Below are 13,161 nucleotides of genomic sequence, written 5' to 3'. Positions count from 1 at the left end.
GCCCCCGAGACTTTAATATTCGCCGCCGATGGCGCGCCGGAAGGCGCTCTCGTTGATCGAGACGCCGGCCTCTTTGCGTGCATCGGCGATGTACTGGGCGAGGATGTCGTCGGCGAGCGCGCTGCGGAACTGCTGCTCGACATTGCCCTGCGACCCGGCCGCAAGAGGCGGCACGGTGGCGGAGGTCACCTTGAAGGCGACCCGGACCTTGTCGCCGGCGCTCGCCGAGCCGGTCTTGTCCACCGGCGTCGCGAAGATGCGTCCGATGCTCTCCGGGGTGAGCCCATCCTTGGCGCGGCCGCGGGCGAGGTCGCTCGCGGTCTTCGCCTCCAGCCCGAGCGAGGAGGCCACGGCCTCGATCGCCTCGCCCTTGTCGAGCCGCTCGGCGGCCTCGCGCGCCTTGGCGGAGAGCCGGCGCTCGACCTCCTCGGCCTTCCACTGGGCGACGACGTCGTCGCGCACCTCCGGGAGCGGCCGGTCGTGGGCCGGATCGACCTTGACAATGTCGTACCAGACGTAGCCGCCGGAGCGGGTGCGCAGCGCCTCGCTGTCGGCGCCCATCTCGGCGCGGAAGAGGGCGGGGAGCACCGCATCCTTGTCGGGCAGGCCCTCGACGGGCTTGCCCTGCGGGTCACGGCCCTGCGCGTCGACCGAGGCGACCGTGATCAGCGGAAGCTCCCGCTCGCGGGCGATCTCGGCGAGCGGCTTGGCGCCCGCGCGCTGATCCTCGATGGCATCGTGCACCTTCTCCAGGTTGTCGCCGGCCCGCTCGCGGGCGATCTCGGTACGGATCTGCCCGGCAACCTCCTCGTAGGGCTTGACGCTGCCGGGCTCGATCGCGGTGACGCGCAGGAGGACGGTGCCGAACCGCCCCTTCACGGGCTCGCTGACCACGCCCTGCTGGAGGCCGAAGGCCGCGTCCGCGACCGCCGGGTCGAACAGTTCGGAGCGGGAGAAGGTGCCGAGATCGAGGCTCTTCGGGTCGAGGCCGCGCTCGCCGGCGATCGATTCGAAGGGTGCCTCGCCGCTGCGGATGCGGGCGAGTGCCGCGGCCGCATCGGCCTCGTTCGGGAACACGATCTGCTGGATGGTGCGGCGCTCCGGCGTGCCGTAGCGGCTCTTGTCGGCGTCGTAGCGGGCGCGGGCCTCGGCATCCGTGACGGCGTCGGGCTTGGCGAGCGTCGCCGGGTCGAGGACCAGGAGGTTCACGCTGCGGTACTCGGGCGCCCGGAAGGCGCTGCGGTGCTCGTCGTAGTAGGTCTTGACTTCCTCGTCCGTGGGGGCGGGGATCTCGCCCGCGGCGCTCTCCGGCAGGAGGATGAAGGCGGCCGCCCGGCGCTCGGCGGTGTAGCGGTGGATCGCCTCGCGCACGGCGAGCGGCACCGGCAGGTCGGCGGTGATCGCTTCGGCGAGCTGGAGCCGGGCCGCGACGGCGCGCTGCTCCTGCACGAAGGCGGCCTCGCTCAGGCCCGCCTGCCGCAGGGTGTCGTTGAACAGCGCGATGTCGAAGGCGCCGTTCGCGCCCTTGAAGGCCGGCTCCTCCTTGATCAGGCGGATCACGGTGTCGTCGGAGACGCGCAGGCCGAGGTCGCGGGTCTTCTGGTCGAGGGTCGCCTCGGTGACAAGGGCGCTCAGCACCTCGCGATCAAGGCCGAGCGCCCGGGCCTGGTCGGGGGTGATCGGGCGGCGGACCTGCCGGGCGAGGCGCTGGATCTGGTTCTGGTAGGCGCTGCGCACGGCCTCCGCCGAGATCTTGGTGCTGCCGACCGTCGCGACGGTGGAGCTGCCGCTGCCCCGGAAGATGTCGCCGATGCCGAAGATCGCGAGGCCCGCGATCAACAGGCCGAACACGACCGTGATGACGATCTTGCCGAGCCAGCTCTGGCTTGCGGCGCGGAACCCCTGGAGCATCGCGACCCTCGACGACCCGGCCGCCCGCTCAAGCGGCGGCCGCCCTTCCCGAAGAGAGCCGCGATAGCCCATCCGCGCTGCGGCGGAAAGGCCGGGCGCCGTCGCGGCTCGTGCGAGCCGGGCGGCGGCTTGCACCGGGCGGGGGCGGTTTGCGCCCGCCGGGGGGCTCTGTTACCGGCTACGCATCGCATCAGGCAGGGGAGAGGCATGGCTGGGCTGCGACCGCGTCCGCTGGTGGCGGGAAACTGGAAGATGAATGGCACGCGGGCCTCGCTTCCGGTGCTGGAGGCCGTGATTGCCGGGCTGACGCCGGAGCTGGCCTCCCGCATCGACGTGCTGGTCTGCCCGCCCGCGACCCTCGTCGGCACCTTCGCGGCCGCCGCCGCCGGCACGCCGGTGCGCATCGGCGGCCAGGACGTGCATGCGGCCCCGAGCGGCGCCCATACGGGCTGCATCGCCGCCGAGATGCTGGCCGATCTCGGCGCCACGCACACGATCGTCGGCCATTCCGAGCGGCGGGCTGACCAGCACGAGACCGACGCGCAGGTGTGCGCCAAGGCGCTCGGCGCCCGGCGGGCCGGCCTCGTCGCCATCATCTGCGTGGGCGAGACCCGGGAGGAGCGCGAGGCCGGCCGCACCCTCGCGGTGGTGCGCGGCCAGCTCGCCGGCTCCCTGCCGGACGGCGCCACCGCCGCCGACACGGTGATCGCCTACGAGCCGGTCTGGGCGATCGGGACGGGGCTCACGCCCACCGCCGCCGATGTGGCGGAGGTGCACGGGCTGATCCGCCGGGAGCTTCAGGCGCGGCTCGGCGCCGAGGGGGACCGGGTCCGTATCCTCTATGGCGGCTCGGTGAAGCCGTCGAACGCCGCCGAGCTGATGGCGGTGCCGAATGTCGACGGGGCCCTGGTCGGCGGCGCGAGCCTGAAGGCGGAGGATTTCCTCGGCATCGCGGCGGCCTACGCGTAGGCGGGGCCGCCCCCGCAGCGGCTCACCCCCGCAGCACCGCGTAGACGTCGCCCGAATTCGCCGCGTGCGGCAGAGATGCCAGCATTGAGCGCATCTCCTCCGGGCCGACGAAGCGGCCGAGCGAGAGGGTCTGACTCTCGCCGAGCGCGATGTCGAATCCGTAGCGACCGAGCGCGGTAAGGCGGTCGAGGCAGCGCAGAGCCATATCGCGCGCGATGGTGGTGACTTCGAAGGACAGGGCGGGAAGGGGCGTGGTCAGGCCGGCGAGCACCCGGTCCTCAAAGCCCTCGACGTCGATCTTGACGAAGCCCGGACGGCCGTAGTGCTCAATGAGCCCGTCCAGGGTGGTGGCCGGACAGGCGACGGTCTCGCTCCAGACCTGACCCTCCCAGCCCCGGGCCCCCTGCGCGGCCTTGATGAAGGCGGCTGAGGCCGAGGACACCGTCGGGTTGTCGCGATTGAGGTGGAGCCTGATCTCGCCCTCGGCGTCACTCGCGGCCGATCGGAGGAGCGTCACGCAAGGATCGCGGCCGTGGATGAGGCGCAGCGCGCGCGCCGGACCCGCCTGGGGCTCGAGCGCCACGACCCTCGCGCCCAGGCGCCGGAAGGCACCGATGCGGTCGCCCACATGGGCGCCGATGTCGAAGACGAGATCGCCCGGGCGCACGAAGCGCCGGTAGAGCGCATCCATCGCCGCCCGCGGGGCCTGCGGGCCGTGGTAGAGGCGCAGCGACCGCCCGATGGCGGCCGCGGTTCCCTTCGGTCTCATGGGAGTTCAGCCCTGGCGGCCGGGTGTGGCTTGCTGTCATGTCCGGGGCGCATCGGGGACCCTGCGCCCATGCGGCGCCACGACGCCGTGACGCGCTTGGCCTGCATCCGGTTCTCGTGTAGGAGCGCCCGGAATTCGAGGTCCGGGCGTCCCGCGGCGCGCCGGCCGTTCGCACGTTGGCGGCCCGTCACGGCGCCGCCGCTGGAAGCCCGATGCAGACCGTTCTGATCGTCGTCCACCTGATCATCGTCCTCGCGCTGATCGCCGTCGTGCTGCTGCAGCGCTCCGAGGGCGGGCTCGGCCTCGGCGGCGGCAGCAGCGGCACGCAAGGGTTCCTCACCGGCCGGGGGCAGGCGAACGCGCTCACGCGCGCCACCGCGATCCTGGCCGCCCTGTTCTTCGCCACCAGCATGGTGCTGGCCATCCTGTCGCACCGCACCTCCGCGCCGCGCTCGATCTTCGAGGGGGCGGGGCAGGCCCGGCCGCCGGCCGCCGGCCAGCCCGCCGCGCCGCCGGCCGGCAACGTGCTGGACCAGCTGCGCCAGCAGCAGGGCGATGCGCCGGCGGCTCCGGCAGCGCCCGCCGCCCCGGCGGCCCCGGCGGCGCCCCAGTCGCGCTGACGCAGACCGACCCGTCCGAATCGTGATACCGGCGGCGGGCCTCGTGGCCCGCCGGACGGTTTTCCTGTGGATCCGGCCGGCCCCGCCGCCCGGATTCGGTTCCGTTCGAGCCCCGGCGTTTGGCAACGCGGCCTCGCCGTTGTATGGAGCAGGTCCCATGACGCGGTACGTCTTCATCACCGGCGGCGTGGTTTCCTCCCTCGGCAAAGGTCTGGCCTCGGCGGCCCTCGCCGCATTGCTGCAGGCGCGCGGCTACAGGGTCCGCCTGCGCAAGCTCGACCCCTACCTGAACGTCGATCCGGGCACGATGAGCCCGACCCAGCACGGCGAGGTCTTCGTCACCGACGACGGCGCCGAGACGGACCTCGACCTCGGCCATTACGAGCGCTTCACCGGCGTGCCGGCGACCCGGGCCGACAACATCACGACGGGCCGCATCTATCTCGACATCATCACCAAGGAGCGGCGCGGCGACTATCTGGGCGCCACGATCCAGGTCATTCCGCACGTGACGAACGCCATCAAGGAGTTCGTCCTCGACGGGAACGAGGGCTACGACTTCGTGCTGGTCGAGATCGGCGGCACGGTCGGCGACATCGAGGGCCTGCCCTTCTTCGAGGCGATCCGCCAGCTCGGCCAGGAGCTGCCGCGGGGCCAGTGCGCCTACATCCACCTGACGCTCCTGCCCTACATCCCCTCGGCGGGCGAGCTGAAGACCAAGCCGACCCAGCACTCGGTGGCCGAGCTGCGCTCGATCGGCATCCAACCCGACATCCTGCTCTGCCGCTGCGACCGGCCGATTCCCCGCGAGGAGCGCCGCAAGCTCGCCCAGTTCTGCAACGTGCGCGAATCGGCGGTGATCGAGGCGCGGGACGTGGCCTCGATCTACGACGTGCCCCTGTCCTACGGCGAGGAGGGCCTCGACCGCGAGGTGCTGGCGCTGTTCGGCATCGAGGCGACGAGCGAGCCCAAGCTCGACCGCTGGCGCACTATCTCCGAGCGCGTGAAGAACCCCGAGGGCGAGGTCTCGATCGCCATCGTGGGCAAGTACACGGGTCTCAAGGACGCCTACAAGTCGCTGATCGAGGCGCTCACCCACGGCGGCATCGCCAACCGGGTCAAGGTCAACCTCGAATGGATCGAGGCCGAGATCTTCGAACGGGAAGATCCGGCGCCGTTCCTGGAGGGGCTCAACGGCATCCTGGTGCCGGGCGGCTTCGGCCAGCGCGGCGCCGAGGGCAAGATCCGCGCGGCGCGCTACGCCCGGGAGAAGAAGATTCCGTATTTCGGCATCTGCTTCGGCATGCAGATGGCGGTCGTCGAGGCGGCGCGCTCGCTCGCGGGCATCCCGGAGGCGAACTCGACCGAGTTCGGCCCGACGCCGGAGCCGGTGGTCGGCCTGCTCACCGAGTGGATGCGCGGCAACGAGCTGGAGCGCCGCGTCGCCGAGGGCGACCTCGGCGGCACCATGCGGCTCGGCTCCTACACGGCGAAGCTCGCGCCCGATTCGCGCATCGCCGAGATCTATGGCGGCACGGCCATCGCCGAGCGCCACCGCCACCGCTACGAGGTCAACATGGCCTATCGGGAGCGGCTGGAGGCCAGGGGCATGCGCTTCTCCGGCCTCTCCCCGGACGGGCTCCTGCCGGAGACCGTCGAGGTCGAGGGCCATCCCTGGTTCATCGGCGTGCAGTTCCACCCGGAGCTGAAGTCGAGGCCATTCGAGCCGCATCCGCTGTTCAAGTCCTTCATCGGCGCCGCGGTGGTGCAGAGCCGGCTGGTCTGATCGCCCGCGCCGGTGTACGCAAGTACCCCAGGTCCGATGTGACCAAGGGGGAGGCGGCGGATGCTGGCGTCGATCTCGGGATTGGGCGCCTTTCTGGCTTATGGCGCGACGGCGGCGATTCTCGTCGCCGCCTATCTGATCATCTACATGCTGGCGACGGCGCATGACGAGCTGGCGCTGATCCGGCGCGGGGTCACGGCGGCCGCCATCGCGCTTGGCGGCAGCCTTCTCGCCTTCACCCTCCCGCTCGCCGTGGCGATCCACAACGCGCAAGGGCTCCTCGACTGCGCGATCTGGGGATTGGTGGCGCTCGTCGTGCAGATGGGCGTCTACTGGGCGGTGCGGGCCGCCCTGCCGAACCTGTCCGGCCAGATCGCCGCGGGCGAGACCGCGCCGGCGGTTTTTCTCGCCGCGGCCTCGCTGGCGGCGGGCGTCGTCAACGCCGCCGCGATGACCTACTGACATGCTGCCGGGCTCCAAGCGCTCGCAGGCCGTCTCGCTGGCGCTGCTGCTCGGCGCCGGGGCCACCGCCTATGGGCTCGCCCGCCGGGACCCGTCGCAGCAGGAGGAGGACGCGCTGGTCTACCGCGACCTCGCCGCCTGCCTGGCGCAAGGCGCCCGCCGCCGCGAGGATTGCGAGGCCGCTGACCGGGAGGCCCGCGCCCTCTACCCGCAGGTCGCGCCCCGCTACGCCACGCAGGCCGCCTGCGAGGCCCATCACGGCTGCGGCGGCTGCAGGGCAGGCGATGCGGTGACGCCCGCGGCCGCGGGCGCCTTCATCCCGGCCCTGTCCGGATTCATGCTCGGCCGCACGCCCGAGCAGAACCTGCCAGTGCAGCCGCTCTACCGGCACGAGACAAGGGGCTGCGGATCGGGCGGCGGCGGCCATGGCAGCAGCTACTGCACCAGCGCGGGCGGCCGGGTCTGGACGGCCGGGAGCGGGTCGAGCACTGCGCGGGTCTCCTCCGCGGTCGCCCGCACCGCGGCGAGCACGCCCCGGGTCGTCGCGAGCGGCGGCTTCGGCGGCACCGGCCACGCGATGGCATCAGGCCACGGGGGAAGCTGATGCGCCGCCTCGACCTCGGCGCGCGACCGGACTGGCGCGAGCGGGCCGCGGCGGCGGGTTTTAGCTTCCACACCTTCGATGCCGAGCCCTATTGGGACGAGACCCACGCCTATGCCTTCACACTCGATCAGATCGAGCGCGAGATCGAGGCCCCGAGCGCGGAACTCCACGCCCTCTGCCTCGCCTTCGCGGCCCGGGCGGTGAGGGATGAGGCGATCCTCGCCTCGCTCGGGATCCCGGACCACGCCTTCGGCGTCGTGCGGGAGAGCTGGGAGCGCGGCGACCCGTCCCTCTACGGCCGCCTCGACCTCGCCTATGACGGGACGACGTCGGCCAAGCTCCTCGAATACAACGCCGACACGCCGACCGCCCTCTACGAGACCGGCGTGTTTCAGTGGCTCTGGCTGGAGGACATGCTCGCCCACGGGCTTCTGCCCCCCGGCACCGACCAGTTCAACGCGGTCCATGAGCGCCTGATCGCCCGCTTCGCGCAGATCGGCGGGCCGGTTGCCTTCACCTGCATGCCCAACGCGCCGGAGGATCGCGGCACCGTCGCCTATCTGCAGGACTGCGCGCATCAGGCCGGTCTTGCCACCCGCTTCGTGCCCCTCGACGCCGTGTCGCTGCGCGCGGACGGCGCCTTCTCGGACGGGCTCGGCGAGGCTTTTCGCACCCTGTTCAAGCTCTACCCTTGGGAATGGGCTTTTCGGGATGCATTCGGCCGGCGGCTTGCCGGGACCCCGACCCGTTTCCTCGAACCGCCCTGGAAGGCGGTCCTGTCCACCAAGGGCCTGCTCCCGCATCTCTGGGCCATGGCGCCGGGCCATCCCAACCTGCTCCCGGCCTATTTCGAGGACGATCCCGCCAAGGCCGCGCTCGGGGCGAGCTTCGTGAGGAAGCCGATCCTGTCGCGCGAGGGAGCGAACGTGCTGATGGTCCGCGACGGCGCCGTCATCGCCCGGGAGGAGGGGCCCTACGGGGCGGAGGGCGCCGTGCGGCAGGCGCTGGCGGAACTCCCGGTCTTCGCGGGCGAGCGGGTTCTCGTCGGGAGCTGGATCGTCGGCGACGAGCCCGCGGGCCTGTGCCTGCGGGAGAGCGCGGCGCTGATCACGGGCAATCAGGCGCGCTTCGTGCCGCACGTGATCGTGCCGTGACCCGGCCACGCCCGCACCCTATCTTGCCCGCGTGACCGAGATCCTCTTCTACCACATGCAGCGCCAGCCGCTCGAATCGGTGCTGCCGAGCCTCCTGGAGAAATCCCTGGAGCGGCGCTGGCGCGTCGCCATCCAGGCGACGAGCGAGGAGCGGCTGCAGGCGCTCGACGACCATCTCTGGACCTTCTCCGACGAGAGCTTCCTGCCCCACGGAACCGACCGCGAGCCCGATCCCGCGACCCAGCCCGTGGTGCTCACGCTGCGCGAGGCGAACCCCAACGGGGCGTCGATCCGCTTCCTCGTCGACGGCGCGCCCCTGCCGGAGGATGCGGGGAGCTATGCGCGCATCTGCATCCTGTTCGACGGGACCGACCAGGACGCGCTGCTCTTCGCGCGCGAGCAGTGGCGCGCCGCCAAGGGCGCCGGCCACAGCGTCGCCTATTGGCAGCAGGACGAGAGCGGCCGCTGGCAGAAGAAGGCGTGACGCCGATCCGCGGGAGGACGTAAACCATGATCCGCATCCTGATGCTGCTCGGGGCCCTCGCCGCGGCGGCGCCGCTGCCCGCGCTCGCGCAGCCGCGGCCGCCCGATGCGCGCCAAGTCGAGGCGCGCCAAGCCGAGGCCCGCCCGTCGGAACGCCAGCCCGAGGGGCGGCGGCTGCCGCCCGATGCGGTGACGCAGCACAGCCTGACGCTGTCGGACGGGCGCAGCCTCGTCTTCACGGCGACGGCCGGCAGCCTCGCCCTCGTGGACGAGGGCGGCAAGCTCCAGGCGGAGATCGCCTTCACGGCCTACACCCTGCCGGACCGGGAGCGCGTCGCCCGGCCGGTCACCTTCGCGCTCAATGGCGGGCCGGGCGCGTCCTCCGCCTATCTCAACCTCGGTGCGGTCGGCCCCTGGCGCCTGCCCCTCGACGGGACCAGCATCAGCCCCTCGGCGGCCCCGGTGCCGGTGCCGAACGACGAGACCTGGCTCGACTTCACCGATCTCGTCTTCCTCGATCCGGTCGGCACCGGCTACAGCCGCGCCGCGGGGGACGATGCCAAGCGCTACTTCTCGGTCGATGCCGACGCCTCGATCCTCGCTTCCGCGATCGCCCGCTGGCTGCGCACCAACGACCGCATGGCCTCGCCGAAATTCTACCTCGGGGAGAGCTATGGCGGCTTCCGCGGCCCGCTCATCGCCCGCAAGCTGCAGGACGATATCGGCATCGGGCTGTCGGGGCTGGTGCTGCTCTCGCCGGTCCTCGATTTCGGCTGGCTGCAGCCGCCGCGCCACAACCCGCTCGGGGACGTCGCGCGGCTCCCCTCGCTCGCGGCGGCCGGCCTCGAGCGCCGCGGCGGCACCCCCGACCCCAAGGCGATGGCGGAGGCCGAGGCCTACGCGACCGGCGAGTACCTGTCCGACCTGCTGCGCGGCCCCGAGAACGGCGAGGCCCGCGACCGGCTCGGCCGGCGCGTCGCCGCCCTCACGGGGCTCGATCCGGAGCTGGTGCGGCGGCAGGCCGGGCGCATCTCCCCGGGCAGCTTCCAGCGCGAGAGCGGGCGCCCCGAGAGGCGGGTCGCCAGCGCCTACGACACCGGGGTCACCGGCTGGGATCCGGAGCCGAATGCCGCCCATGCGGGCTTCGAGGACCCGCTCCTCTCGGCCATGCAGGCGCCGCTGTCGAGCGCGATGGTCGACCTCTATGCCCGCACCCTGAACTGGCGGGTGACCAACCTGCGCTACGAACTCCTCAACACGAGCGTGAACCGGACCTGGAACTGGGGCTCGGGCCGCACGCCGCCGGAGGTGGTGAGCGAGCTGCGCCAGGCGCTCGCCCTCGACGGGTCGCTGCGGGTGCTCGTCACGCATGGCTACACGGATCTCGTCACCCCGTATTTCGCCTCGAAGCTGATCCTCGACCAGATGCCGGCCTACGGGCCGGGCCGGCGCCTCAGCTTGGCGGTTTTCCCCGGCGGCCACATGTTCTATTTCCGCCAGGCCTCGCGGGCGGCGCTCCGGGGCGAGGCGCTGCGCCTCTACGAGGCGGCGCTGGCTTCACGACAGGGAACCGGCGAGGGACGATGAGGGGAAGCATCCGGGCGGCCAGCCTGGCGGGCGCGGTGCTGCTGGCGGGCTGCGGCGGCAATCCGGACCGCGCCTCCCCGGTGGTGACGCTGCCGCCGGCCAAGCCTGCGGCCTATGCGGGTCCGGTCCTCGCGCCGGACGGCACCTGCACGGGGCCGGCGCCGACCGGCGCCACGGCGATCGCGCCGGGCATCGGCGAGTGCGAGCTGGTGCGTCTGAAGGGCTCGGCCCCGACGGATGTGCTCGTCGGCGAGAGCGGGCGCGGCCAGCGCGAGGTGCAGGTGCTCTACGCGGAACCCGGCGGCAAGGAGCTCTATTTCTTCGTCAACAACCGGCTCGACCGTATCGTTAAGTAATGCGGTGTGCCGCCGGTTCGGCATTGGCCGACCCGACGTGGTTCCGCGGTGTAAGATGCCGACGCATCGGGCCGTTGATCTGTCTCGAATGGTCGATGCCAAGCCGGAAGCTTGGCGACAAGCCGAGACCGGACCCAATGGTCATTTCAATGCCCGTTGATATGAGTTTCCATCGACGTTGCCGACTCTGAGGAATGAAACCGGCTATGAGCGCTCCCTGCCATGGCAGCCAACCCCGCTCCTCATGCTGAGGTGCAGGCGATCGCAGATCGCGCAGGCTGCCTCGAAGCACCCCGGACCGGTGATCCCGGCCACCAGGGCCTCGGACCAGCGTTCAGGCGTGCTTCGAGGCCCGCTTCGCGGGCACCTCAGCATGAGGGCCGTTCTGGCTTCCACTTAGGTCAGTTTCTATCTCGTCCTTGAGGACACGATCAGCATGGCGCGCGACCCGAACGCAGTCGACTTCTGGCGCGGCTTCGCCCTCATCACCATCTTCATCAACCACATCCCCGGCAACACCTTCGAGCACTTCACCTACTCGCAGTACGGCACGTCGGATGCGGCCGAGCTGTTCGTGTTCCTGGCGGGCTGGTCGATCGGCATCGCGATCCGGGGGCGGTCCGGCGAGCTGGAGCCGGCGAGCCGGACGGTGCTGCGCCTTCTCTCGCGCATGGTCGAGGTCTATCGGGCGCAGCTCGTCATCACGGCGATCGCGCTGGCGATGCTGGCCGGGGCCGCGCTCCTCCTCGACAACCCGCTCCTGCTCGAATGGCACAATGCCGGGCCGGTCTTCACCGATCCGGTCCAGGCCACCGTTGGCTGGGTGACCCTCCTGCACCAGCTCGGCTTCTTCAACATCCTGCCGCTCTACGTGGTGCTGCTCGGGCTCGCGCCGCTCTTCGTGCTCGCGGCGCGGCGGAGCCGGACCCTCGCCCTCGGCGCCTCGCTCGCCCTCTATCTCACGGCCCTCGTCTTCGAGCTCAACCTGCCGTCCTGGCCGGTGGAGGGGCACTGGTTCTTCAATCCCCTGTGCTGGCAGCTCCTGCTCGTGCTCGGCTTCCTCGCCCATGAGTGGCGGCTCGAATCGGCGAGCTTCCTCGTCTGGCGCCGCCGCCTGATGCCGCTCGGCATCGTCCTGGTCGCGGTCGGCGCGGTGCTGGCGTGGTTCCACATCCGGCCCGACCCGCTGCTGGTCCCCGTGCCGCGGCTCCTCTTCACCTTCGACAAGTCGCACCTGCCGCCGGCCCGGCTCATCCACTTCATCGGCGTGCTCCTCGCCTTCCAGGCCGTGTTCGACTGGATCTACCCGCGGGCGCCCTGGCTCGGCCGCCAGTTCGCGGCGCTCGGCCGCAACTCGCTCGCGGTCTTCTCCGTCGGGTCGATCGGCAGCCTTGCGGCACAACTCGTCAGGTTCTGGACGGGAGGCGGTTTCGCCATCGATGTCATTGTCGTAGGATCAGGGCTGGTATTATTGGCGTTCACCGCATGGTTCGTCGAATGGCGCTCCCGTTCTCCTCGGTCCTCCGCGTCGGCCTGACCTGTCTTCTGGGGGCCGGCGCTGTCGGCACTGCGGCGGCCCAGACCACGAGCCTTCCGGTTCCGGCCGCGAAAGTGGTTCCTCCGGGGGCGGACGTGCCGGATCCGAGCCTCTCGCCGGAATGCCGGGTGCCCGGCTCCAAGCTCTACACCCTGGCGAAGCTGCGCGCCGTGAAGAAGGCGCTGAGGGAGCACCGCGCGATCCACGTCCTCGCCCTCGGCTCGCCCTCGGGGGGCCTCGGCGGGATGACCTACCCGGTCAAGCTCGAATCGGCCCTGGAGCGGTCCTTTCCGGACGTGACCGTGGACGTCGACAGCCGCGGCCTGCCCGGCGAAATCACCTTCGGGGCCTCCGAGCGGGTGCGCAACACCGTGGCGGAGATCGAGCCCGACCTCGTGGTCTGGCAGGTGGGCACCAACGACGCGCTCGCCCGCGTCGATGTCGAGGCCTTCGCGGCCTCGCTGGCCGAGACCGTCGACTGGATCAAGTCGCACGGCATCGACGTGGTGCTGGTCGATCCGCAATACACCGCGAGCCTCGCCGAGGACGGCTACTACAATTCCTTCGTGCGCACGATCCAGCGCGTCGCGGCCGAGAAGCAGGTGCCGCTCGTCCTGCGCTTCGAGGCCATGCGCTACCTCGCCGGCCACACCAAGGACGAGCCTCTGCCGGGGAGCGGCTTCCGCCTCGCCGATCTCGGCCATCGCTGCATGGCCGAGCACGTCACCCGGGCCATCACCGTGTCGCTGCTCCAGCCCGACGTGACCGGGACCACGAGCCCGCCGCCCGCCCCCGCCCCACAGGCCGGCGCCGCCAAGCCGGGCCCGTGATTCCGATCACGCGCGATTCGCAGCCATCGGCTTAACCGGGGCGCAAGCCCGGCGGCCTTAAGTCCGGACGGGCGGCGCGGGAGGCGCGCCGCG

The 13,161-nt window shown here is 71.6% G+C and carries 13 protein-coding genes; 11 read left to right on the top strand and 2 right to left on the bottom strand.

Translation table 11 applies throughout. The features are described 5' to 3' along the window. Positions 1-12: 12 nt before the first annotated feature. The gene (locus MNOD_RS26375; protein ID WP_015932019.1) at positions 13-1,911 is read right to left on the bottom strand and encodes a SurA N-terminal domain-containing protein; all 1,899 of its coding nucleotides are present in this window, start codon (positions 1,909-1,911) and stop codon (positions 13-15) included. A gap of 207 nt (positions 1,912-2,118) precedes the next feature. On the opposite strand from MNOD_RS26375, the gene tpiA reads away from it, so the two are divergent. Beyond that, positions 2,119-2,880 (top strand): triose-phosphate isomerase, encoded by a 762-nt coding sequence (tpiA, locus tag MNOD_RS26370; protein WP_015932018.1) that lies wholly within the window; start codon positions 2,119-2,121, stop codon positions 2,878-2,880. Positions 2,881-2,902: 22 nt separating this feature from the next. Here tpiA and MNOD_RS26365 read toward each other — a convergent pair whose 3' ends face one another. Next, entirely contained in the window at positions 2,903-3,649 is a 747-nt protein-coding gene (locus MNOD_RS26365; RefSeq protein WP_015932017.1) for an FkbM family methyltransferase, read from the bottom strand. A 212-nt stretch (positions 3,650-3,861) separates the two neighbouring features. Between MNOD_RS26365 and secG the strand changes: the two genes are divergently transcribed. The 10 genes from secG to MNOD_RS26315 all read left to right on the top strand — a co-directional run bounded on the left by secG (position 3,862) and on the right by MNOD_RS26315 (position 13,068). Beyond that, entirely contained in the window at positions 3,862-4,269 is a 408-nt protein-coding gene (gene secG, locus MNOD_RS26360) for a preprotein translocase subunit SecG (RefSeq protein WP_015932016.1), read from the top strand. Between the two features lie 157 nt (positions 4,270-4,426). Beyond that, the gene (locus MNOD_RS26355) at positions 4,427-6,055 is read left to right on the top strand and encodes a CTP synthase (RefSeq protein WP_015932015.1); all 1,629 of its coding nucleotides are present in this window, start codon (positions 4,427-4,429) and stop codon (positions 6,053-6,055) included. Between the two features lie 60 nt (positions 6,056-6,115). Continuing rightward, the gene (locus tag MNOD_RS26350) at positions 6,116-6,517 is read left to right on the top strand and encodes a DUF350 domain-containing protein (protein ID WP_015932014.1); all 402 of its coding nucleotides are present in this window, start codon (positions 6,116-6,118) and stop codon (positions 6,515-6,517) included. Between the two features lies 1 nt (position 6,518). After that, positions 6,519-7,121, top strand: a complete 603-nt coding sequence (locus MNOD_RS26345) for a DUF1190 domain-containing protein (RefSeq protein ID WP_015932013.1) — start codon at positions 6,519-6,521, stop codon at positions 7,119-7,121. After that, positions 7,121-8,275, top strand: coding sequence for a glutathionylspermidine synthase family protein (locus MNOD_RS26340; RefSeq protein ID WP_015932012.1), 1,155 nt, complete (start codon positions 7,121-7,123; stop codon positions 8,273-8,275). The genes MNOD_RS26345 and MNOD_RS26340 overlap by 1 nt, the downstream gene beginning before the upstream one ends. 31 nt (positions 8,276-8,306) lie before the next feature. After that, positions 8,307-8,759 (top strand): DNA polymerase III subunit chi, encoded by a 453-nt coding sequence (locus tag MNOD_RS26335; RefSeq protein ID WP_015932011.1) that lies wholly within the window; start codon positions 8,307-8,309, stop codon positions 8,757-8,759. Between the two features lie 26 nt (positions 8,760-8,785). After that, positions 8,786-10,345 (top strand): S10 family peptidase, encoded by a 1,560-nt coding sequence (locus MNOD_RS26330; protein ID WP_015932010.1) that lies wholly within the window; start codon positions 8,786-8,788, stop codon positions 10,343-10,345. Beyond that, positions 10,342-10,701: a hypothetical protein gene (locus MNOD_RS26325; protein WP_015932009.1), complete on the top strand. Its 360-nt coding sequence runs from the start codon at positions 10,342-10,344 to the stop codon at positions 10,699-10,701. Before MNOD_RS26330 ends, MNOD_RS26325 begins: the two co-directional genes overlap by 4 nt. Before the next feature lie 436 nt (positions 10,702-11,137). Then, positions 11,138-12,238 (top strand): OpgC family protein, encoded by a 1,101-nt coding sequence (locus tag MNOD_RS26320; protein WP_015932008.1) that lies wholly within the window; start codon positions 11,138-11,140, stop codon positions 12,236-12,238. Continuing rightward, positions 12,199-13,068 carry an SGNH/GDSL hydrolase family protein gene (locus MNOD_RS26315; protein WP_015932007.1) on the top strand — a complete coding sequence of 290 codons (870 nt, stop codon included), beginning with the start codon at positions 12,199-12,201 and terminating at the stop codon, positions 13,066-13,068. The genes MNOD_RS26320 and MNOD_RS26315 overlap by 40 nt, the downstream gene beginning before the upstream one ends. The last annotated feature ends 93 nt before the right edge of the window (positions 13,069-13,161 follow it).

It is taken from the genome of Methylobacterium nodulans ORS 2060, assembly GCF_000022085.1.
In the GTDB taxonomy this organism is placed as follows: domain Bacteria; phylum Pseudomonadota; class Alphaproteobacteria; order Rhizobiales; family Beijerinckiaceae; genus Methylobacterium; species Methylobacterium nodulans.
This window is presented reverse-complemented; position numbering and strand designations above follow the sequence as displayed.

Coding starts and splice junctions, on each gene's coding strand:
- tpiA (WP_015932018.1), top strand. CDS start 2,119: ATGGCTGGGCTGCGACCGCGTCCGCTGGTGGCGGGAAACTGGAAGATG.
- MNOD_RS26340 (WP_015932012.1), top strand. CDS start 7,121: ATGCGCCGCCTCGACCTCGGCGCGCGACCGGACTGGCGCGAGCGGGCC.
- MNOD_RS26320 (WP_015932008.1), top strand. CDS start 11,138: ATGGCGCGCGACCCGAACGCAGTCGACTTCTGGCGCGGCTTCGCCCTC.
- MNOD_RS26330 (WP_015932010.1), top strand. CDS start 8,786: ATGATCCGCATCCTGATGCTGCTCGGGGCCCTCGCCGCGGCGGCGCCG.
- MNOD_RS26350 (WP_015932014.1), top strand. CDS start 6,116: ATGCTGGCGTCGATCTCGGGATTGGGCGCCTTTCTGGCTTATGGCGCG.
- MNOD_RS26315 (WP_015932007.1), top strand. CDS start 12,199: ATGGCGCTCCCGTTCTCCTCGGTCCTCCGCGTCGGCCTGACCTGTCTT.
- MNOD_RS26345 (WP_015932013.1), top strand. CDS start 6,519: ATGCTGCCGGGCTCCAAGCGCTCGCAGGCCGTCTCGCTGGCGCTGCTG.
- MNOD_RS26355 (WP_015932015.1), top strand. CDS start 4,427: ATGACGCGGTACGTCTTCATCACCGGCGGCGTGGTTTCCTCCCTCGGC.
- secG (WP_015932016.1), top strand. CDS start 3,862: ATGCAGACCGTTCTGATCGTCGTCCACCTGATCATCGTCCTCGCGCTG.
- MNOD_RS26375 (WP_015932019.1), bottom strand. CDS start 1,911: ATGCTCCAGGGGTTCCGCGCCGCAAGCCAGAGCTGGCTCGGCAAGATC.
- MNOD_RS26325 (WP_015932009.1), top strand. CDS start 10,342: ATGAGGGGAAGCATCCGGGCGGCCAGCCTGGCGGGCGCGGTGCTGCTG.
- MNOD_RS26365 (WP_015932017.1), bottom strand. CDS start 3,649: ATGAGACCGAAGGGAACCGCGGCCGCCATCGGGCGGTCGCTGCGCCTC.